Here is a 19,591-nt window from a genome sequence, read left to right on the forward strand (position 1 = left end):
CATCGTGTGCTCATGTCGGTCGTCCTACCTTGCTGGGTCGTGACGGGGCTACGACGCCTCGTCATCGGTTGTTCCGTGCGGCGGGGCCGCACGGATGTGCTCGGCAAGCTGCCCGGTGTCAGCAACGCCGGAGAGACGCAACGCACGCCCGAAGGCGCGTCGCCGCTCCGCTTGCGCGAAGCAAGCCGGATCGGGGTGCAAATGTGCACCCCGCCCCGGCAGCCGGCGGTCCGGATCAGGCTGAAGCCGGAGGGAATCCCCCGCTTCCACCGCAACGAACCGCAGCAGATGGGAGGCCGGAGCGCGCATGCGACAACCGATGCAGGTGCGCACCGGACCGGCCTCAGAAAAGTCTACTCCTCGGACGCGGCTTTCGCGTATCCGGTCAGCTTCCGGTCTCGGCGGCATCCCGCTCCGCGGCCGAGGCCGGCTCGTTGTCGGGGCGGATGTCGATGCGCCAGCCGGTCAGCCGCGCGGCCAGCCGGGCGTTCTGCCCCTCCCGGCCGATCGCGAGCGACAGCTGGAAGTCCGGCACGGTCACCCGGGCCGTCCGCGAGGCCAGGTCGACGACCTCCACCCGCAACGCCTTCGCAGGTGAGAGGGCATTTCCGACGAACTGCGCGGGGTCGTCCGACCAGTCGATGATGTCGATCTTCTCGCCGTGCAGCTCGCTCATCACGGCCCGGACGCGCTGGCCCATCGGTCCGATGCAGGCGCCCTTGGCATTGACGCCGGCCACCGTCGAGCGGACCGCGATCTTCGTACGGTGACCTGCCTCACGGGCGATCGCCGCGATCTCGACCACGCCGTCGGCGATCTCCGGCACCTCGAGCGCGAAGAGCTTCTTGACCAGCGCCGGGTGCGACCGGGAGAGGGTGATCTGGGGGCCGCGGAAGCCCTTGGCCACGTGCACCACGATCGCCCGGATCCGGGACCCGTGGTCGTAGGCCTCCCCCGGCACCTGCTCGGCCTGCGGCAGCACGGCCTCGAGCTTGCCCAGGTCGACGATGACGATGCCCTTCTCGGCCCGGGCGGCGTCGGCCTGCACGATGCCGGTGACCAGGTCACCGTCGCGGCCGGCGTACTCCCCGAAGTGGGCCTCGTCGGTCGCCTCGCGCAGCCGCTGCAGGATGACCTGCTTGGCGGTCATGGCGGCGATGCGGCCGAAGTCGTGCGGCGTGTCGTCCCACTCGCGCACGATCGCGCCGTCGGCGTCCAGCTCCTGGGCGAAGACCAGGGCCGCGCCGTTCTTGCGGTCGATCTCCACCCGGGCGTGGGCCTCGGCCCCGTCCGTGTGCCGGTAGGCCGTGAGCAGCGCGGTCTCGATCGCCGCGAGGATCGTGTCGAACGGGATCTCCCGCTCGCGCTCCAGGGCGCGCAGCGCCGCGAGGTCGATGTTCACTTGTCCTCGCCCTCCCCATCCTCGTCGTCGTCGTCGGTTTCGTCGTCGTCCGCGTCGTCGTCCTCGTCCGCGAAGACCGCCTCGTCGAGCCGCTTGAACTCGATCTGCACCTTGCCGGGGCCGAGGTCGCCCCACGCGATCTCCTGGGTCTTCCCGTCCACGTCGAGCACCACACCGGTCTCGTCCGCGGAGGTGACGCGGCCGGTCAGCGACCGGCCCGCGACGTCGGCCGTGACCAGCCGGGTCACGTTGCGCCGCCAGTGCCGGGGCAGGGTCAGCGGCCGGTCGACGCCGGGCGAGCCCACCTCCAGCTGGTATTCGCCGGCGAGGACCTCGCCGCCGGTCTCCTCGGCCGCGTCGAGCGCGTCCGAGACGGCCCGCGAGACGATCGCCACGTCGTCGAGGCTGATGCCGCCGTCGCCGTCCACCAGCACCCGCACCACGTGCCGGCGGCCGGCCCGGGACAGACTGACGTCCTCCAGGTCGTAACCGGCGGCGACGATCACGGGCTCGATCACCTCGCGGACCCGGGCGCGGGCGGCGACCAGGTCGATGCGGGGCGCCGTGGGCTGCTGCGGCGCGCTGTCCTCCGCCCGCCCCCGGCCGCTGCCGGGACGGCGGTTCACCGGCCGGGCGCCGGCGCGACCACGCTGCGTCATCGGGCCCAACCCTTCTGTCTCACCTGCGGCGGGTGAAAGGCGCCCGCCGGGAATTCGCCGGGAACACCGGCATGCCACCGGGGCCATCTCCCCGGCGGCTGACGCAGAGCGTAACGCGCCGCGCGAAGGGCCCGGCCGCCGCCGCACCGATTCCGGCCCCCGGGGGAGCCCGCGAGCACCCCCGGCGGTCGCTCCCGCCGGGACATCGGTCCAGCTCACGACGCGGGTACGCCTCCCGGCGACACCGTGCGTGTGACTTCATGCGCCGATAGTGTTGACTAGCCTTGATGAACAGACGTCAGCTCCTCGCCGCCGCCGCGGGGACCGCCGGTGTCACGAGCCTCGCGGGGTGCGGCCTCTTCCGCGACGACCCCGAGCCCGTCCCGCCCCCGGACCCGTTGCAGCCCGTGCTCGACGAGGCACTCGCGCTCGCGGGGGCGTACGACCGGGCCGTGGTGACCGATCCCACCCAGGCCGGGCGTCTCGCCCCGCTCGCCGGGGACCATCGGGAGCACGCGACGGCGCTGGCGCAGCTGATCGGTGTGGCCCTCCCCACGTCGGCGGCGGCCTCGAGCGCTCCGGCCGGCGCCGAGACGCTCGCCACATTGCGCAAAGCCGAGCAGGCGGCGCACAAGACCGCCGTCGCCGCCTGTCTGCAAGCCCCGGCGACGCGGGCCGCCCTGGTGGGCTCGATCGCGGCCGCCCGCGCAACGCACGCGGAGGCCCTCCGGTGAGCGCCGAGCTGGCGGCGGCCCTCGCGGCCGAGGAGGCGGCGATCTACGCGTACGGAGTCCTCGGCGTCAAGCTGACCGCCGAGGCCGAGCGGACCGAGGCCCGCGCCGCCCAGGAGAAGCACCGCGCCCGCCGCGACCTGCTCGTGGCGAAGCTGGCCGCGCTCAAGGCGAGCACCGCGCCCGCCCCGGCCGGTTACGAGCTGCCCTTCCCGGTGACCGACCCGGCGAGCGCCCGGAAGCTGGCGACCCAGGTGGAGGACGGCGTCGCCCAGGCGTGGCGGGCCGTGCTGCCCGTCGCCGAGGGCGGCGACCGGTCGACGGCCCTGAGCGCGCTGACCGACGCCGCCGTGCAGGCCACCCGCTGGCGCCGCCTCGACCAGGCCAGCCCGGTGACACTGACCTGGCCCGGGCGCCCCTCCTAGGGCAGCGTCAGGATCTCGTAGCCGTCGTCGGTCACCACGAGCGTGTGCTCGAACTGCGCCGTCCACTTGCGGTCCTTGGTCACGACGGTCCAGCCGTCGCGCCACATCTCCCACTCGTGGGTGCCCAGGGTGATCATCGGCTCGATGGTGAAGGTCATCCCGGGCTCCATGACCGTGTCGAGCCGCGGGTTGTCGTAGTGCGGGATGTAGAGCCCGCTGTGAAAGGTCTCGCCGATGCCGTGCCCGGTGAAGTCGCGCACCACGCCGTAGCCGAAGCGCTTCGCGTAGGCCTCGATGACCCGCCCGACGGCGTTGATCGGCCGGCCCGGCGCCACCGCCCGGATGCCGCGCATCATCGCCTCGTGGGTCCGCTCGACGAGCAGACGGGCCTCCTCGCTCACCTCCCCGACCAGGAAGGTGGCGTCGGTGTCCCCGTGCACACCCCCGATGAAGGCGGTGACGTCGACGTTGATGATGTCGCCGTCGGAGAGCACCGTGGTGTCCGGGATGCCGTGACAGATGACCTCGTTGAGCGACGTGCACGACGACTTCGGGAAGCCCTTGTAGCCCAGCGTCGACGGGTAGGCACCGTGGTCGATCAGGAACTCGTGCACCACCCGGTCGATCTCGTCCGTGGTCACGCCGGGCTTGCAGTGCTCCCCGGCGAGCTGGGTGGCCTGGGCCGCGAGCCGGCCCGCGACGCGCATCTTCTCGATCGTCTCCGGCGTCTGCACGTGCGAGCCGCGCCACTCTTTCGGGCGCTTCTTGCCGACGTATTCGGGACGGGCGATCGAGGACGGCACCGACCGCCAGGGCGAGACTTTTCCCGGGGTCAGCGGGGCGCGAACGGTCATACCGCCAGACTAGCTCCGCGCCCGGGCGGCCCGGCCGGGACCGCACACCGGTTGTTGCCGCTCCTGGGCGCCTGTGTAATCGTGTCAGCGTGGATCAAGACGGCCCCGAGGCACCCTTCTCGGCGACCACGACGGTGGCGGACGGACACCTCACCGTGGTGGTGACGGGCGAGGTCGACATGTCGACCGCCGACGCCATGTTCCAGGCTGCCACCGGCGACCGCCCGGGGGCCGTGACGCTCGACCTGCGCGGCGTCACCTTCTTCGACTCGGCCGCGATCCATGCGCTGATCCGGCTGGCCGAGCGCTACCCGGGCGCGCTGACCGTGGTCCCCTCCCCCCAGGTCCGCCGGGTGCTCGACATCTCCGGCCTGAGCACCCAGCCCTGGCTCACGACCGGCTGAGCCGGCGCCGCAGGGTCACCGCCGTGCCGTGCTCGGAGCGGACGACCTCCAGCTCGGACAGCGCCCCGATCAGCGCCAGCCCGCGGCCCCGGAAGCCCGGCCCGCTCGCCGGCCGCCAGCTGCCCGTGTCGCGTACGGTCGCCGTCACCTCGTCCTCGTGGAGCGACACCTCGACGGTGATCATCGGCTCGGCCGGGGCGATGGGGTGCTCGATGGCGTTGGCCGCGGCCTCGGAGACCGCCACCATCAGGTCGAAGATGTCGTTCTCGGGGACGCCGGCCGCGGTCAGGAAGTCCTCCAGCCGGCGCCGCAGCACGCTCAGCCGGGTCGGGTCCGCGGGCAGTCGCAGCAGGAACTCGCGCGGCTCGGTGGCCTGCAGCGCCAGCAGGGCGATGTCGTCGCGCCGGGGCCGCCGGGCCGCCTTGCCGAGCAGGTTGTCCAGCAGGTCCTCGACGTGGTCGGCCGGCTTGGCCAGGTCGGTGCGCACCTCGGCGAGGCCGATGTCGATGCCCTGCCGGCGGTCCTCGACCAGCCCGTCGGTGTAGAGCAGCAGCCGGCCGCCCGGCGCCAGCTCGGTGCCGCGGGTCGGATAGCGCGAGTCGCCCAGCGCGCCGATCGGCGGGCCGAGCGCCGACTCGTACAGGAAAGCGGTGTCGCCGTTCGCCACGACGATCGGTGCGGGGTGACCCGCCGACGAGAACTTCAGCTCCCGGCTGCGCGGGTCGAAGCGCACGCACACCACGGTGGCGAACTGCCGACGGCCCAGGTTGTCGACCAGCCGGTTGAGGCGGGTCAGGGCCTCGCCGGGGTCGAAACCCTCCAGGATGTACGCCCGGAGCGCGTTGCGCAGCTGCCCCATGCCCGCCGCCGCCTGCACGCCCTTGCCCACCACATCGCCGATGACCAGGAACAACTGGTCGTCCGGGGCGGCGATGACGTCGTACCAGTCACCGCCGACCTCGGCCTCGGAGCTGCCCGGCAGATAACGGGTGGCGACGATGGCCCCCGGCACCCGGGGCAGCGACTGCGGCAACAGGCTGTGCTGGAGCGTGCTGGCGATGCGGTGCTCGGCCTCGTAGAGCCGGGCGTTCTCCAGCCGCAGGCCGATCAGCCGGGCGAGCTGGGTGAGCACCGCCGGCTCGGCCGCACCGTCGGGACCGGACCAGACGCTGAGCTCGCCGAGCCGCTCACCCGAGGTGCCGGGCAACGGCAACACCGCATCCGGGGGTACGTCCGCCGGGGCGCCCCCGTCCACTTCGGCGCGCGCCCCCGGGACGGTCACGATCACCCGGCCGGCCGACGTCATCGCGCGCACGTGCCGGGCCGCCACGTCGAGCACCTGGTCGGTCGTGCGTACCGTGTTGACCGCGGCCGCCGCGTCGACCAGCCCGCGCAGGCGGCTGATGATCTGCCGGCGCAGCTGGCCGAGCTCCAGGTTCGCGCGCACCCGGGCCGTCAGGTCGCGCGCCGAGAAGGGCTTGACGAGATAGTCGTCGGCCCCGACCGACAGCCCCTCGACCGAGGACTCCTCCCCGGCCCGGGCGGACAGGACCAGGATCGGCACATCCCGCGTACGCTCGTCCGCGCGCAACGCCCGGATCAGCCCGAAGCCGTCCAGCCGCGGCATCATGACATCGGTCAGCACCAGGTCGAACTGGTCGCGGCGGGCCCGGTCGAGCGCCTCCTGCCCGTCGGCCGCGGCGACGACGTCGAAGTGCGGGCGCAGCAGCCGGGCCACGTGGTCGCGCAGGTCCGCGTTGTCGTCGGCGAGCAGCACCCGGCCCCGGCGCCCCTGACGCACCTGGCCCGGCTCGTCGGCCCCGCCCCGCGGCTCGGGCGTGACGTCCCCGAGCCACCAGTGCGCCTCCTCCACATAGAGGCGGGCCTGGTCGTCGGGCCGGGCCGCCCCGGTGCCGGCCACGATCCGGTCGGCCGGCAGGTGCGCGGTGCCCAGGGGGACGGTCACGGTGAAGGTGCTGCCGCGGCCGGGCTCGCTCGCCGCGGACGCGGTGCCACCGTGCAGCTCGGCCAGCTCGCGGACCAGGGCGAGGCCGATGCCCGTACCCTCGTGGCTGCGGGACCAGGCCCCGGTGACCCGGTGGAAACGGTCGAAGAGCAACCGCTGCTCGCCGGGCCCGACGCCGATGCCGGTGTCGCTCACCTCGAGCACCGCCGAGCCGTGCCGCTCGCCCAGCCGCACGGTGATGCCGCCGGCCGGGGTGAACTTGACGGCGTTGGAGAGCAGGTTGAAGACGATCTTCTCCCACATCTCCCGGTCGACGTGCACGGGCGCGGAGAGCGGCGGCGTCCGCACCTCGAGCGTCAGCCCGGCCCGCTCGGTCGCGGACCGGAAGGTGCCGGCCAGCCGCGCGGTGTAGTCGGCGAGGTCGGTCGGCCGGTAGGCGGCGCGCAGCCGGCCCGACTCCAGCCGCGAGAAGTCGAGCACCGTGTTGACCAGCTTGAGCAGGCGCAGCCCGTTGCGGTGCATGGGCAGCAGCCGCTCGAGCAGGTCGTCGCCCAGGCCGGGGGTGTCGAGCAGCTCCTCCAGCGGACCGAGGATCAAGGTCAGCGGGGTACGGAACTCGTGGCTCACGTTCGAGAAGAAGTTGGTCTTCGCCGCGTCCAGCGCCGCCAGCTCCGCGGCCCGCTTGCGTTCCTGCTCGTACGCGCGGGCGCCCGCCACCGCCTGGGCGATCTGCGACGCGGCGAGCCGCAGGAAGTCGCGGTAGCCGTCGTCGAGGGACAGCCGCGGGTTGATCGCCACGACGAGCGCGCCGACGGTGTTCAGGCCCGAGCCGACCGGCAGCACCAGGGCCTCGGTCGCCGCCAGGTTCCCGCCGACCACCCGGTCAAGGGGGATCGGGGCCGGCTCGCCCGAGCGCATGACGGCGGTGACCGTACTCCGCAGGTCGCCGGTGAACGGCCGGCAGTCCGCCGCCGGGGCCCCGCACACGCCGGCCAGGCCGGGCTCGTGGCCGCCGGCCGGATCATTCAGATAGAGCGCCGCGAACGGGACGTCGCCCGGGTTCTCCCCGAGCAACCGGGCCGCGCGAGCACCGAGACCGCCCTGGCCGTCCGAGCCGGACAGGCCCGACCCGAGCCGGCCCAGCGTGCGCACCCGCCGGTCGGCGAGCACCCGGCTCGTCTTGTCGCTGACGATGCAGAACACCCCGCCCACCGACCCGTCCGCGAGCCGGATCGGGTCGTACGAGATGTCGAACCAGGTCTCCTCGAGGAACCCGTGCCGTTCGAGCAGGAATGGGTGCTCCGCCGCCCAGAACGCCTCGTCGCCCGCGACCACGCCGGCGAAGAGGTTTTCGAGCAGCTCCCACGTCTCGGCCCACAGCTCCCGGCCCGGGCGGCCCAGGTGCTGCGGGTGCTTGGTGCCCATGGTGGTGATGTAGGCGTCGTTGTAGAGCGCGGTGTAGTCCGGGCCCCAGAAGAGGACGATCTGCGCCTTGGACGCGAGCATCGTGCCGACGGCGCCGATCAGCTCGGGCGGCCACCCGGCCGGGTCACCGAGCGGGGAGGCGGTCCAGTCGAGATCGCGCATGCGGCCGCCCATCTCGCCGCCGCGCTCGAACGCGCCCCTCAGCCGCTCCGGCAGGCCCCCGCCCAATGCATCCTCCTCGCTCGGCTCCGGCGAGCACCGCGCGACTCGGGCCCGCTCGCTGCCGACCGGAGCTTACGCTGCCCGGGCCGCCGGGGTGTGGGCCAGACCGGAGCGCTGGGCGGCCGCCTGGACGAGGGCGGCGAAGACGCGGAGATCGCCGGTGCGCTCGGGGTGCCACTGGACGCCGAGCGCGAAGTCGTGCTCCCGCCCCTCGATGATCTCGGCCACCCGGTCGTCGGGGCACCAGCCGCTGATCGTGAAGGCGCCCGGGTCGTCGACGGCCTGGTGGTGGAAGGAGTTCACCGTGAGGCGGTCGCCGAGCAGGGCGGCGGCCCGGGAGTTCTGCTGGAGCTCGACGTCGTGCCGGCCGAAGTCCGCGGCGCCCGCGGCCAGCGGGTCCGTGCCCGCGGCGGCCCGGTGCCGCTCGTGGCCGACCAGGTCGGGCAGGTGCTGGTGCAGCGAGCCGCCCGTGGCGACGGCCATCACCTGCATGCCGCGGCAGACGCCGAGGACCGGGAGATCGGCCTCGAGCGCGGCCCGCATGAGCATGATCTCCGAGGTGTCGCGGACGGCGTCGATCTCGGTGGCTGGGTGCGGCTCGGCACCCCACAGGGCGGGGTCCATGTCGCCGCCGCCGGCGAAGACCATGCCGTCGAGGGACTCGATCACGTCGGTGCCGGGGTCGTCCGGGGTGATGAGCACGGCGCGTCCGCCGGTGGCGTGCACGGCCTTGACGTAGGACATGGGCAGCATGCCCGCCATCAGGTCGTTGCCGTTGTACTGGACCTGCTGCGCGTACGCGGTCAGTCCGATCAAAGGCCTGCGCATGGGATCGCGGTCCTCCTTCGTTCAGATCTCCGTCATCGGCCGGGACGCCCGGGTTCTGAGGACGGACGGCCTCCGGCCCCGGGCCGGGAGACGGCCGGGGATCCGATGCGGCTGGGGGGTGGTGGCGCTGCGTCGCGCCTGTACGGGGACAAGCGGCGCAAGGACCCTTATTGTTCCGATTTCCGGACGGTTCACCCGCTGGAGTGGCCCGCCGCGGCGACCAGGGCGCCGAAGATGCGTTTGTCCCGTACCACTTCAGGGTGCCACTGGACGCCAAGGGCGAACACCTTGGCCGGATCTTCGACGGCTTCGGGCAGGCCGTCGGGCGTCCGGCCGGTCACGAGGAGCGAGCCCGCGTCGGCCACCCCCTGATGGTGGTAGCAGTGCACCGACCGGTCACCGCCCATCAGCGCCGCGATCCGGCTGCCCGGCTCGAAGGTGACCTCCTGCTCCCCGTACACACCGGGGGCCGGCCGGTGGCTCTCGTGGCCGAGCGTGTCCGGCAGGTGCTGGTGCAGCCGGCCGCCCGCCCCGACGGCGAGGAGCTGCATGCCGCGGCAGACGCCCAGCACCGGCAGGTCCCGTTCGAGCGCCGTGCGGGCCAGCAGCACCTCGGCGGCGTCGCGCTCGGGTCGCGTGACGGTGAGCGGCTCGGGCTCGGCGCCGTAGAGGGCGGGGTCGAGGTCGGCGCCGCCGGAGAGCACCAGGCCGTCGAGCACGTCCAGCACGTCCGCGTCGAGGTCGTCCGGCGGGAGCAGCACGGCCCGGCCGCCGGCGGTCGTCACGGCCCGCACGTAGTCGTACGGGAGCAGGGCGGTGGGCAGGTCGTGCCACACTCCCCAGCTCGCCTGCTCCACATAGGTGGTGATGCCGATCACGGGACGCATCCGGCCAACCTAATCTCTTCCGCGGCCCGGCGAAACGCCCGACCGGACAAGGCTCGCGGCGCCGCCCCGAGGGGCAGACGCCGCGCCGCACTGCGCCGCTGGTGGTTTGGGCGCCCAAGATCCGCGAAGTGGGGTTCTTCGCGGATCTTTGGGTGTCCAAGCCACCAGCTCAAGGGCGCGGTGCCGCCGAGCCGAAGGCGAGGCCATCAGCTGAGTCGATGCATTCCGCCGATACAGCGTTCGAAGCGTCTACCAGCGGAGATCCGACCCTGCGCCCCCGGCCAGGGGGCGTACGAAGATCGGTGCCCGCGCCCGGCGGGGACTAAACACATGTTTCGCGCAACCGTCGAAAGTGGCACGTCTCTATAGAGGCGTGACGTAGGCCCCCGTGATACCTCCGTCGACGACGAACTGGGACGCGGTCATGAACGACGCGTCGTCGCTGGCGAGGAAGGCGACCGCGGCGGCGATCTCCTCCGGCTCGGCGAAGCGGCCCATGGGTACGTGCACCAGGCGCCGGGCCGCCCGCTCGGGGTCTTTGGCGAAGAGCTCCATGAGCAGCGGCGTCGCCACCGGCCCGGGGCACAGCGCGTTGATCCGGATGCCCTCGCGGGCGAACTGCACGCCCAGCTCCCGGGTCATCGCGAGCACGCCGCCCTTGCTGGCCGTGTAGGCGATCTGCGACGTCGCCGCCCCGAGCAGCGCCACGAACGACGCCGTGTTGATGATCGAGCCCTTGCCCTGCCGCCGCATGTGCGGGATCGCGTACTTGCAGCAGAAGAAGACGCTCGTCGTGTTGACCTTGAGCACCCGCTCCCACGCCTCGATGCCGGTCGTCAGGATCGAGTCGTCTTCGGGCGGCGAGATGCCGGCGTTGTTGAACGCGATGTCGACGCGCCCGTGGCGCTCGGCGACCCCGTCGAAGAGCGCGCGCACCTGCTCCTCGTCGCTGACGTCGCACGCCACGAACTCGCCGCCCACCTCGTCGGCGGCCGCCTTGCCCGCGTCGGCCGAGATGTCGACGGCCACGACCTTCGCGCCCTCGGCGGCGAACCGGCGGGCGGTGGCCAGCCCGATGCCGCTCCCGGCGCCGGTGATGACCGCGACCCGATCCTGCAAACGCTCCACTGGCGGTTACTCCTCTGTCGAGATGAAGACGTTCTTGACGTCGGTGAAGCCGAGCACCGCGTCGGGGCCGAGCTCCCGGCCGAAGCCGGACTGCTTCATCCCGCCGAACGGCGTCCAGTAGCGCACCGACGAGTGCGAGTTGACACTGAGGTTGCCGCTGTCGACCCCGCGCGACACCCGCAGCGCCCGGCCGACGTCCCGGGTCCAGATCGAGCCGGACAGGCCGTACTCGGTGTCGTTGGCCAGCGCGACCGCCTCGGCCTCGTCGCGGAACCGCAGCACCGACACGACCGGCCCGAAGACCTCCTCGCGCCAGTGCCGGTCGCCGGGGTCGTGCGCGAGGAGCACGGTCGGCGGGAACCACCAGCCCTCCCCCTCGGGCGCGCTGCCGGTGAACGCCACGTCGGCGCCCGCGGTGTAGCCCTCGACGCGGGACCGGTGCGCCGCGGAGATCAGCGGGCCCATCTGCGCGGACTCGAGCGCCGGGTCCTCCACGCGGAACGCCTTGACGGCCGGTTCGAGCAGTTCGAGGAAGCGGTCGTACACGGACTCCTGGACGAGCAGCCGCGACCGCGCGCAGCAGTCCTGGCCCGCGTTGTCGAAGACGCCGGCGGGTGCCGTCGCCGCGGCCTTCTCCAGGTCGGCGTCGGCGAAGACGATGTTGGCACTCTTGCCGCCGAGCTCCAGGGTCACCCGCTTCACCCGCTCGGCGCACCCCGCCATGATCGACTTGCCCACGGCGGTGGACCCCGTGAAGCACACCTTGCGTACGCCCGGATGCGTCACGAACCGCCGCCCGACCACGTCACCCCGGCCCGGCAGCACCGTGAACACGCCCTCGGGCAGTCCCGCTTCGAGGGCCAGCCCGGCCAGGCGTACGGCGGTCAGCGGGGTCAGCTCGGCCGGCTTGAGCACCACCGTGTTGCCGGCCGCGAGCGCCGGGGCGAACCCCCAGCCCGCGATCGGCATCGGGAAGTTCCACGGCACGATGATCCCGACCACACCGAGCGGCTCGTGGAACGTCACGTCCAGCCCGCCGGCCACCGGGATCTGCCGCCCGGACAGCCGCTCCGGCGCGCCCGCGTAGTAGTCGAGCACGTCCCGGACGTTGCCCGCCTCCCAGCGCGCGTTGCCGATGGTGTGGCCGGAGTTGCGTACCTCCAGCTGGGCGAGCTCCTCGATGTGCTCGTCCACCACCGCGGCGAACCGGCGCAGCAGCCGCGCCCGGTCGCCCGGGGCCACCGCCCGCCACGCCGGGAAAGCCCGCTCCGCCGCCGCGACGGCCGCATCTGTTTCGGCCGACCCGGCCATCGGCACGCTGGTGAGCACCGCCCCGGTCGCCGGGGCGATCACGTCATAGCTGTCCATGATCACATTCTCTCGAAGCCGCGGCGCAGCTCCCAGTCGGTGACGGCGGCGTCGAAGGCGGTCAGCTCCACCCGGGCCATGTTCGCGTAGTGGGCGACCACTTCGGGCCCGAACGCCTCGGCCGCCACTCCGCCGCGCTCCCACAGGCCGAGCGCGTCACGCAGAGTCGTCGGCACGCGCGGGGCGGTGCTGTCGTCGTACGCGTTGCCGTGGAACTCGTCCTCCAGGCTGAGCTCGCGCTCGATCCCGTGGAGCGCCCCCGCGACCAGCGCCGCGATCGCCAGGTAGGGGTTGACGTCGCCGCCGGGCACCCGGTTCTCGACGCGCATGCCCTGGCCGTGGCCGGCGATCCGCAGCGCACACGTGCGGTTGTCGACGCCCCAGCGCAGCGCCGTCGGGGCGAACGAGCCGGGCTGGTAACGCTTGTACGAGTTGATGTTGGGTGCGAAGAGCAGGCTGAACTCCCGCATCGTGGCGAGCAGCCCGGCGAGCACCCGCTGCCCGGTCACGGACAGGTGCGCCGGGCCGTCCCCGAGCATCGCCGACTGCCCGTCCTCCCCGCGCAGCGAGAAGTGAATGTGGCACGAGTTGCCCTCGCGCTCGTTCGGCTTCGCCATGAAGGTGAGCGCCATGCCCTCCTGCGCCGCGATCTCCTTGGCGCCGTTCTTGTAGACGACATGGTGGTCGGCCGCGGTGAGCGCGTCGGCGTAGCGGAACGCGATCTCGTGCTGGCCGAGGTTGCACTCCCCCTTGGCGCTCTCCGGCACCAGGCCCGCCCCGGCCATCTCGTTGCGGATGCGCCGCAGCAGCGGCTCAACCCGGGCGGTGCCGAGCAGCGAGTAGTCCACGTTGTACTGGTTGGCCGGCGTCAGGCCGCGGTAGTTCTTCGTCAGCGCGTCCTCGTAGCTGTCCTTGAAGAGGACGAACTCCAGCTCGGTGCCGGCGAAGGCGGTCAGGCCGTGCGCCGCCAGCCGGTCGAGCTGGCGGCGCAGGATCTGCCGGGGCGAGGCATAGACGGGCTCCCCGCCGGTGGTCTCCAGATCGGCGAGGACCATGGCCGTGCCGGGCTGCCACGGCACCGCGCGCAGCGTCGAGAAGTCGGGCTTCATGACGAAGTCGCCGTAGCCGCTCGACCAGGACGACATCGCATAGCCGTCGACCGTGTTCATGTCGACGTCCACCGCCAGCAGATAGTTGCAGCCCTCGCTGCCGCCGGTCACCACCTCGTCCATGAAGTAGCGCCCGTGCAGCCGCTTGCCCTGCAACCGCCCCTGCATGTCGGTCAGCGCCAGCACGACCGTGTCGATGCTGCCGCTGCCGACCGCGACGTCCAGGTCCTCGAGATCCATGGGTTCAGTCCTATCTCAGGCGTCCGGCATCGTCTGCTCGCCGTGCGCTGCCTTCTCGATCAGGTTCTGCTTCGGGCCGGTGAACCACTTGCGGGCGCTCGCGAACCACCAGATCGTGGCCGCGCCGAGCACGACCGCCACGGCGACGATCGTGTAGTTGAACGTCGACGCCGTCACGGGACTGGCGGTCGGCAGGACGAAGAGCACGCAGATGACGACGACCCAGGCGATCGCGATCCAGCCGATCGGGGCGCTCCACCGGCCCAGGCTCCACGGGCCCGGCCGGAAGTCGGGACTCATGCGGCGCAGGAAGACGGGTCCCACGTACGCGATGTAGAGCCCGATGACCGCGATGGACGTCGCCGCCAGGTAGGCCGTCGTGTTCCACAGCGAGGGCAGCACCAGGATCGTGCTGATCGTCACGCAGAGCCAGATGGAGTTGGTGGGCGTACCGGTGCGGGGGTTGACCTGCTTCCACAACCGCGAGCCGGGCAGCGCGCCGTCGCGGGCGAAGGCATACGCCATCCGGGAATTGGCCGTGACCGACGCCATCCCGCAGAACCACTGCGCCACCATGCAGATGAGCAGCAGGAACGTGCCCGTGTCGTGGCCGGCCGCGTCGATGAAGATCTGCGCCGGCGGCAGGCCGAGCTCGGTCGTCCGCTCGGCGTCGTAATCCTGGATCGACCACGTGATCGCGAAGAGCAGCACGAAGCCGGCGATCACGGAGACCACCACCGACATCACGATCCCCCGGGGAGCTGCCCGCGCGGCGTCGTGGGTCTCCTCCGCCACGTGCGCGGAGGCGTCATACCCGGTGTACGTGTACTGGGCCATCAGCAATCCGATGAGCACCGCATAGGCGGCCGCGCCGCCGAACGTGAAGCCGGTCTCGTTGCGTACCTCGAAGAAGACCTCGGAGATCGGCTTGTGGTTGTCGGGCACCACCGCGAGCACGACGACGATCACCGCGACGCCGACCAGGTGCCACCAGGCGCTCACGTCGGAGAGCAGCCGGACCAGGTTGACGCCGAACGTGTTGAGCAGCCCGTGCACGACGATGATGACCAGGAAGATCAGGAACGTACGGCCGGTGGTGACCTCCATGTCGAAGGTCAGGCTGAGGAACGCCGACGTGGTGATCGCCGCGCCGAAGTCGATGGCGGCGGTGACGGCGACCTCGCCCAGGAAGTTGAACCACCCCACGAACCAGGCCCACGCGGCCTTGTTGCGTTTCGCGAGCGCGGCGGCCCACCAGTAGAGCGCGCCGGCCGTGGGATAGGCCGAGCACACCTCCGCCATGGCCAGCGCGACGAAGGTCACCATGACGCCGACGAAGAGCCAGCCGAGCGTGATGGCGAGCGGTCCGCCCGCGGTCATGGCGATGCCGTACGAGGTGATGGCGCCGGCGAGGATCGAGATGATCGAGAAGGAGACGGCGAAGTTGGAGAAGCCGGACAGGCGGCGGTGCAGTTCCTGCTGGTAGCCGAGTTGAGCCAGGCGTTCTTCGTCGGTGTGGGACGCGGGTTCGGCACTCATGCTGAGCTCCCTTGCCGAGGGGCTTCGACACCCGTGGCTGTGACACACGCCACGTGATCCGGTGATGATCTCGCCGGAGTGTTACGAGAGTCAATGCAGAGCGTTAATTGCGTTGCCGGTGGCCGGGACAGAACCGCACACTCAGGGACATGCTGACGCCGGGCTCCCCTGGCGTACGGGCCCTCGGCAGGCCCACGGCGGCGCGGGGCGCGGTCACCTCTCTCACAGGCCAAGCGCCCGCCCCGCGCCATCGCCCCCCATGGAGGGAAAACGTCAGACTGTCCGGAAAAGCCCAGAAAATCTACAGTGTCGAGGCTAGAAATCGTGTCTTGATCGGCATAGCATTCGTGGAGTCGGTGGAACGTTCACCGGCAGGCCCGGACGCCGAGTTGGCTAAGGAGGACGAGATACCGCAGCGAAGCGAAATCAGACCGTCCCCGACCCGACGAGAGGTGATCGCAGCCGATGCCCATCACTTGGCCATCCGCTAGCGGCACGCAGGCGGACTGACCACACGCCGGCGACGGCCGGCAGCAGAACTGAAAAGCCAAGGCCCCGGTGACCCGCCGGGGCCTTGGACTGCGTCTCCCGCCCTCCCGTCTCCCCTCTCGCGCCTCGCCCGCCGTCTCGCCTTCGGTCTCCCGCCGTCTCGCCTTCCGCCCCTCGCCGCACCCGCCGTCTCGTCCTCCTCGCCGCACCCGCCGTTCCGTTCCCCCTCGCCTCGCCCGCCGTCTCGCTCACCGGGAAGCAGCAGCATGAGCAGTGCCCTCGACGACAACGACTACCCCGCCTACACGATGGGCCGCGCCGCCGAGCTGATCGGCGTCACCCCGGCCTTCCTCCGCAGCCTCGGCGCCGCCGGCCTGATCGAGCCGGAGCGCTCCCTCGGCGGCCACCGCCGCTACTCCCGCCACCAGCTCCAGCTGGCCGGCCGCGCCCGCCAGCTCCTCGACGAGGGCCTCCCGATGACCGCGGCCTGCCGCATCGTCACCCTCGAGGACCGCCTCGCCGCCGCCCACCGCCACATCGAGGAACTCGGCGGCACCGTGAGCCCCGAGGACGACGCCGACCTCCCGACCGGCACCCAGCCGGACATCGCCCGCCCCACGTACTACCCCGCTCCCCGCACCAGCCGCTCCACTCCCGCCCCTTAGGGCGAGGCGCGGCCGCCGTCAGTGCAGGGTCGGTCGATAGCTCAGCTGCAGCGTCCGGCCGTCGAGCGTTCGGTGCCGGCGTCGAGCAGCTGCGTGAACGCCCGGTAGGTGTTGGCGCCGAACACCATGCGCTGCGGCGACTCGTACTGACTCTTGCGGCGCGCGAGCAGCTCCGGGCCCTGCTTGCACCAGTAACCGCCCCAATCCCCGCAGCTCGCCCCGCCGAACCCGTCCAGGCTGCTGAACACGTCGACGGTGTAGGTAGTGGCCACGATGTCCTCCTCCGGTCGTTTCCTCGGTTCCGCCACTCAGGCCACCACAAGAACCGAAACTCATCGCCGCCCGCTGTGGATAACTCGCGGCTGTGGATAACCAGGGGTCCTGTCACCGACGCGCCCCCAGGGCACGTCTGGCGGATCACGACGGCCTGCGGCGGACCCAGCTTCCGCCTCGCTGCGCGGTGCGGGCGGCCCGATACAACCCCGGTATCGGACCACCCACCCCACTTGCGACGCGAAACCTGGGCCTCGCCTCGGCGACGCCGTGATCCGCCAGACGCGCCCTAGCCTTGATCGCGTGCTCAATCATGATCACCGTCGCAGGTTCGCTGCCGGGGCCGCCTGTCTGGTGCCCGCCGGCGCCGTGACCATGCTCGTCGCGCTGGTGGCGGCGCCCGGGTCGTGGCTCACCGGCTATGTCAGCGAGGCCGCCGTGGCGGGGCTGCCGTTCGCCGCCACCTACCGGTGGGGGTTCTTCGGCGTGGCGTGCGGGGTGGCGCTGCTGGCCGGGGCGGTCGGGCCGGTGGTGCGGTTCGCGGGGCCGGTGCTCGGGGTCGCGGCGGGGCTGGCGGCGACGTCCGCGGCGGTGCCGTGCTCGGTGGGGTGCCCGCTGCCGCCTTACGAGCGGGCCTCGCTGACCGATCTCGTGCACGGCGGGGCCAGCATCGTGGGCCTGGTCCTGCTGGCCGGGGCCATGGGACTGACCGTGATCGACCATCGCACGGGCCCGGTGCAGCGACGGCTGGCGGCGGTGTCGGGCGTCGTCATCGTGCCGGTGGGTGCGGCGCTGGCGCTCACGATGCTGATCGCCGGGCGCCATCCGCTCGGTGCGGCGCTGGAGCGGGTGGCCCTGGTGGTCGCCGTGGCCTGGCTGACCGGCACCGCGCTGGTCGCGAGCCTGCCGGCCGGGCCGATCGGGGGTCGCCCGCGTCCTCGTGATCATGCGAGAGTCGAGTCATGACCCCCGCCGACCAGTGGAAGCCGCCCCCGCCCACCGCCCGGCAGCAGCGCATCGACGTCGTGATCGGCCTGGCCGTGGCGGCGGCCGCAGTCCTGAACGGCTATGTCTCCCGCAGCGTCGGCATCATGGGCAGCCTCGACGTCCCGAGCGTGCCGGAGCAGATCGCCTGGGGGCTGGCCATCAGCCTGCCGTTGTGCGTGCGGCGGCGCTACCCGGACGTGGTGGCGATCGCCGTCGCCACGCTCTTCATCGGGGCGCAGCTGCGCTATGTCCAGGAGCAGAGCGCCGCGTCGGTCGCCCTCGTGACCGCGATCTACACGCTCGGCGTCTGGGGGCGCGACCACCGGCGGTCGAGGATCATCCGGATCGTCATCGTCGTGGCCATGTTCGCGTACCTGGCGATCAGCTGGATCATCTCCTGGCGGGACGTGGCGGACCACACGCCCGAGCACGGGTCGGGCGAGTTGTCCCCGCTGATCGCCAACCTGATCAGCAGCATGCTGGTCAACGCGGCGTTCTTCGGCTTCGGCTACCTGTTCGGCGAGGCGGTGTGGCAGTCGCGCTACCGGCAGCACGTGGTCGAGCAGCAGTCGGCCGCGCTGGTCGAGGCGCAGCGGGAGGCCGGGGAGCGCGCGCTGCTGGACGAGCGGTTGCGGATCGCGCGGGAGCTGCACGACGTGGTCGCCCATCATGTGTCCGTGATGGGCATTCAGGCGTCGGCGGCCCGCCGGGTGCTCCGCAAGGACGCCGACCTGGCGAGCACCGCGCTGACCTCCGTCGAGGAGGGCGCCCGGACCGCGGTGGGCGAGCTGCGGAAGATGCTCGGCGCCCTGCGCGCGTCCCAGGAGGAGGAGAAGCGCGCCTCCCGGGAGGAGCGAGAGACGGCGACGGCAGCCGGCGTCGAGCGGGTCGCCGATCTGGCCGAGAGCGTCCGGGCCGCCGGCCTCCACGTCAGCTACGGCGTCTACGGCGACGAGGCGCCGGTGCCGGCTTCGGTGTCGCAGGCCGCCTACCGGATTGTGCAGGAGGCGGTGACGAACACGCTCAAGCACGCGCACGCCTCCACCCTGGACATCCGGGTGCGCTATCTGGCCGGCGAGCTGGAGGTCGACGTGGCCGACGACGGGCGCGGTCCCGGGCCGGACGCCGCGGGAGGCGCCGGGATGGGGCTGACGGGGATGCGCGAGCGGGTCGCGGTGCACGACGGGACGCTCGAGACGGGCCGGCGCACCGGTGGCGGCTTCCGGGTCCGCGCCCGGCTGCCCCTCGACCAGGCGGCGGTGACAGCGTGATCCGGGTGCTGCTGGCGGACGATCATGCTCTGGTGCGGACGGGGTTCCGGGTCATTCTGGAGAGCGAGGACGACATTCAGGTCGTCGGCGAGGCGTCGGACGGGCGGCAGGCCGTCGACCTGGCCGGGCGGCTGGCGCCGGACGTGGTGCTCATGGACGTCGAGATGCCGGGCGTCGACGGGCTCGCGGCCACCCGGGAGATCACGGCGGCGCACGGGCCGGCGGTGCTGATTCTGACGACGTTCGACCGGGACGACTATCTTTTCGCGGCGCTGCAGGCGGGGGCGTCCGGTTTCCTGCTCAAGAACGGGACGCCCGAGGCGCTCACCGAGGCCGTCCGGGTCGTGGCCGGCGGGGACGCCCTGCTCGCGCCGCAGATCACGCGCCGGGTGATCGAGGCGTTCGCCACCGTGGACCTGCATCGGGCGGAGAAGGCGCGGGTCACGGAGTTGACGCCGCGCGAGCACGAGGTGTTCGTGCTGCTGGCCCGGGGCTGCACGAACGCCGAGATCGCGGAGGCTCTGCGCCTGGGCGAGACGACCGTGAAGACCCATGTCAGCCGGGTGTTGATGAAGATCGGCGCCCGGGACCGTACGCAGGCCGTGGTCCTCGCCTACGAGCTGGGGGTGGTGCGGCCGGGGTCCTCCTGACGGAGGACGCCGGCGGTCCTTCGCGAGCCCGACGCGCGCGCCCGTTCGGGCCCCTAGCGTGGTGGACAT

The 19,591-nt window shown here is 72.3% G+C and carries 19 protein-coding genes; 7 read left to right on the plus strand and 12 right to left on the minus strand.

From position 1 onward, the window contains the following. Positions 1-48: 48 nt before the first annotated feature. From RAN62_RS02765 to rimP, 3 genes are read right to left on the minus strand one after another with little or no spacing between them, the layout of a single operon-like run. Complete coding sequence (locus RAN62_RS02765) at positions 49-408, minus strand: YlxR family protein (RefSeq protein ID WP_305782818.1); 360 nt, start codon at positions 406-408, stop codon at positions 49-51. Beyond that, positions 386-1,402 (minus strand): transcription termination factor NusA, encoded by a 1,017-nt coding sequence (gene nusA, locus RAN62_RS02770; RefSeq protein ID WP_305782819.1) that lies wholly within the window; start codon positions 1,400-1,402, stop codon positions 386-388. Before nusA ends, RAN62_RS02765 begins: the two co-directional genes overlap by 23 nt. Continuing rightward, a complete protein-coding gene (gene rimP / locus RAN62_RS02775) occupies positions 1,399-2,061 on the minus strand; it encodes a ribosome maturation factor RimP (RefSeq protein ID WP_305782820.1) in 663 nt (220 codons plus the stop codon). The genes nusA and rimP overlap by 4 nt, the downstream gene beginning before the upstream one ends. A 287-nt stretch (positions 2,062-2,348) precedes the next feature. Between rimP and RAN62_RS02780 the strand changes: the two genes are divergently transcribed. Both RAN62_RS02780 and RAN62_RS02785 read left to right on the plus strand, forming a co-directional pair. Then, positions 2,349-2,795 (plus strand): hypothetical protein, encoded by a 447-nt coding sequence (locus tag RAN62_RS02780; protein WP_305782821.1) that lies wholly within the window; start codon positions 2,349-2,351, stop codon positions 2,793-2,795. Next, the gene (locus RAN62_RS02785) at positions 2,792-3,217 is read left to right on the plus strand and encodes a ferritin-like domain-containing protein (protein WP_305782822.1); all 426 of its coding nucleotides are present in this window, start codon (positions 2,792-2,794) and stop codon (positions 3,215-3,217) included. Before RAN62_RS02780 ends, RAN62_RS02785 begins: the two co-directional genes overlap by 4 nt. Here the strand turns inward: RAN62_RS02785 and map are convergent. After that, complete coding sequence (gene map / locus RAN62_RS02790; RefSeq protein WP_305782823.1) at positions 3,214-4,071, minus strand: type I methionyl aminopeptidase; 858 nt, start codon at positions 4,069-4,071, stop codon at positions 3,214-3,216. The two genes, RAN62_RS02785 and map, sit on opposite strands and share 4 nt — an antisense overlap. An 89-nt stretch (positions 4,072-4,160) precedes the next feature. Here map and RAN62_RS02795 point away from each other — a divergent pair, with 89 nt between their 5' ends. After that, entirely contained in the window at positions 4,161-4,475 is a 315-nt protein-coding gene (locus tag RAN62_RS02795; protein ID WP_305782824.1) for an STAS domain-containing protein, read from the plus strand. Here the strand turns inward: RAN62_RS02795 and RAN62_RS02800 are convergent. The 7 genes from RAN62_RS02800 to RAN62_RS02830 form a co-directional block, all read right to left on the minus strand. After that, complete coding sequence (locus RAN62_RS02800; protein ID WP_305783050.1) at positions 4,462-8,040, minus strand: SpoIIE family protein phosphatase; 3,579 nt, start codon at positions 8,038-8,040, stop codon at positions 4,462-4,464. The two genes, RAN62_RS02795 and RAN62_RS02800, sit on opposite strands and share 14 nt — an antisense overlap. A gap of 120 nt (positions 8,041-8,160) precedes the next feature. Then, complete coding sequence (locus RAN62_RS02805; protein ID WP_305782825.1) at positions 8,161-8,916, minus strand: gamma-glutamyl-gamma-aminobutyrate hydrolase family protein; 756 nt, start codon at positions 8,914-8,916, stop codon at positions 8,161-8,163. A 191-nt stretch (positions 8,917-9,107) separates the two neighbouring features. Continuing rightward, positions 9,108-9,803, minus strand: coding sequence for a gamma-glutamyl-gamma-aminobutyrate hydrolase family protein (locus RAN62_RS02810; protein WP_305782826.1), 696 nt, complete (start codon positions 9,801-9,803; stop codon positions 9,108-9,110). Between the two features lie 363 nt (positions 9,804-10,166). After that, complete coding sequence (locus tag RAN62_RS02815) at positions 10,167-10,931, minus strand: 3-oxoacyl-ACP reductase (protein WP_305782827.1); 765 nt, start codon at positions 10,929-10,931, stop codon at positions 10,167-10,169. 6 nt (positions 10,932-10,937) lie between these two features. After that, positions 10,938-12,299: an aldehyde dehydrogenase family protein gene (locus RAN62_RS02820; RefSeq protein ID WP_305782828.1), complete on the minus strand. Its 1,362-nt coding sequence runs from the start codon at positions 12,297-12,299 to the stop codon at positions 10,938-10,940. Between the two features lie 2 nt (positions 12,300-12,301). Beyond that, a complete protein-coding gene (locus tag RAN62_RS02825; protein WP_305782829.1) occupies positions 12,302-13,648 on the minus strand; it encodes a glutamine synthetase family protein in 1,347 nt (448 codons plus the stop codon). 15 nt (positions 13,649-13,663) lie between these two features. Further along, on the minus strand, positions 13,664-15,187 hold the full coding sequence (locus RAN62_RS02830) for an amino acid permease (RefSeq protein WP_305782830.1): 1,524 nt from the start codon (positions 15,185-15,187) through the stop codon (positions 13,664-13,666). Between the two features lie 755 nt (positions 15,188-15,942). Between RAN62_RS02830 and RAN62_RS02835 the strand changes: the two genes are divergently transcribed. Next, on the plus strand, positions 15,943-16,341 hold the full coding sequence (locus RAN62_RS02835; RefSeq protein WP_305782831.1) for a MerR family transcriptional regulator: 399 nt from the start codon (positions 15,943-15,945) through the stop codon (positions 16,339-16,341). A gap of 41 nt (positions 16,342-16,382) precedes the next feature. On the opposite strand, the gene RAN62_RS02840 is transcribed toward RAN62_RS02835, so the two are convergent. After that, complete coding sequence (locus tag RAN62_RS02840) at positions 16,383-16,613, minus strand: dihydrofolate reductase family protein (RefSeq protein ID WP_305782832.1); 231 nt, start codon at positions 16,611-16,613, stop codon at positions 16,383-16,385. 304 nt (positions 16,614-16,917) lie between these two features. Here RAN62_RS02840 and RAN62_RS02845 point away from each other — a divergent pair, with 304 nt between their 5' ends. From RAN62_RS02845 to RAN62_RS02855, 3 genes are read left to right on the plus strand one after another with little or no spacing between them, the layout of a single operon-like run. Further along, positions 16,918-17,580, plus strand: a complete 663-nt coding sequence (locus tag RAN62_RS02845; RefSeq protein WP_305782833.1) for a DUF998 domain-containing protein — start codon at positions 16,918-16,920, stop codon at positions 17,578-17,580. After that, complete coding sequence (locus tag RAN62_RS02850) at positions 17,577-18,872, plus strand: sensor histidine kinase (RefSeq protein ID WP_305782834.1); 1,296 nt, start codon at positions 17,577-17,579, stop codon at positions 18,870-18,872. Before RAN62_RS02845 ends, RAN62_RS02850 begins: the two co-directional genes overlap by 4 nt. Then, a complete protein-coding gene (locus tag RAN62_RS02855; protein ID WP_305782835.1) occupies positions 18,869-19,522 on the plus strand; it encodes a response regulator in 654 nt (217 codons plus the stop codon). The genes RAN62_RS02850 and RAN62_RS02855 overlap by 4 nt, the downstream gene beginning before the upstream one ends. The last annotated feature ends 69 nt before the right edge of the window (positions 19,523-19,591 follow it).

The organism is Symbioplanes lichenis, from assembly GCF_030709675.1.
GTDB lineage: Bacteria > Actinomycetota > Actinomycetes > Mycobacteriales > Micromonosporaceae > Actinoplanes > Actinoplanes lichenis.